This window comes from Wenyingzhuangia sp. 2_MG-2023, assembly GCF_030548295.1.
In the GTDB taxonomy this organism is placed as follows: domain Bacteria; phylum Bacteroidota; class Bacteroidia; order Flavobacteriales; family Flavobacteriaceae; genus Wenyingzhuangia.
The window spans coordinates 1-876 of the sequence record NZ_JAUOSB010000060.1 but is presented as its reverse complement, the minus strand read 5'-3'; the positions used below and the strand labels follow the sequence as shown (position 1 = coordinate 876).

Below are 876 nucleotides of genomic sequence, written 5' to 3'. Positions count from 1 at the left end.
ATTCCAATATAAGTCAGTTTAAAAACTCCTAAATTAATGCTATCCTAATTCACACACAACTTTTGGGCTTGATCCAAAATATTGGATCAAGACAAATTGGGATCAAGACAAATTGTTGTGTTTAGGCAAAAATATTGGTTAATCTAAAGAGGAAGAATTCTAGATTTCTTACCCCTCTAAATTGTGACCTAAAAGCCTTTATTTTGGCATTAAAAGATTCAGCAGACGCATTGGTGCTTCTATTTAAAAAATAATTGAGCACAGAACGGTAATTTAAAGTAATACTATTAGCTACTGTTTGAAAGCACTTAAATCCTGATTCCTCTACATCTCTGTACCAGTGAGCTAGTTTGGTATAAGCTACTTTTATATCTATAGCTTGGTTAAATATAGTTCTGAGTCCTTGAACAAGACCATAGGCTTTCTTTAGATCTGGGTATTCATTAAATAATATCTGTCCTCTTTCTTTCTGATTAGAGGTCCATTTATCTGGGGATTTATAGAGTAGATATCTACTTCTAGCCAGGAGTTGTTTTGAGCTATCACCATTAGAAAAGGTCAGGGGTTTAAATTCTTTGTTAGCTGCTCTAGCTAACTTTATCTGTTCATTTTCATAATCCAAAGCTTTCCATCGGTATTTGATACGAAGATCTTGTAAGGCCTCTATTGCTAGCTTCTGTACATGGAACCGATCTGTTACTTGTATGGCTTTAGGGAAGCATTTACTAGAGATTGTTTTCATAGAGTTGGCCATGTCTAAGGTGATCTCTTTGACTTTGTTTTTTTTAGACTTAGGAACCTTCAGGAGCTGTTCTATAATAGGCTCTACTTTAGTTCCGTTGAATATGCCGACTAAAGCACCTTTCTTTCCTTTAG

1 protein-coding gene is annotated in these 876 nt (G+C 34.8%); it reads right to left on the bottom strand.

Annotation, left to right across the window (positions count from 1 at the left end; translation table 11 throughout):
* Positions 1-121: 121 nt before the first annotated feature.
* Positions 122-876, bottom strand: a 755-nt coding sequence (locus Q4548_RS16650; RefSeq protein WP_303457155.1) for a transposase, incomplete at its 5' end; no start/stop codon positions are given.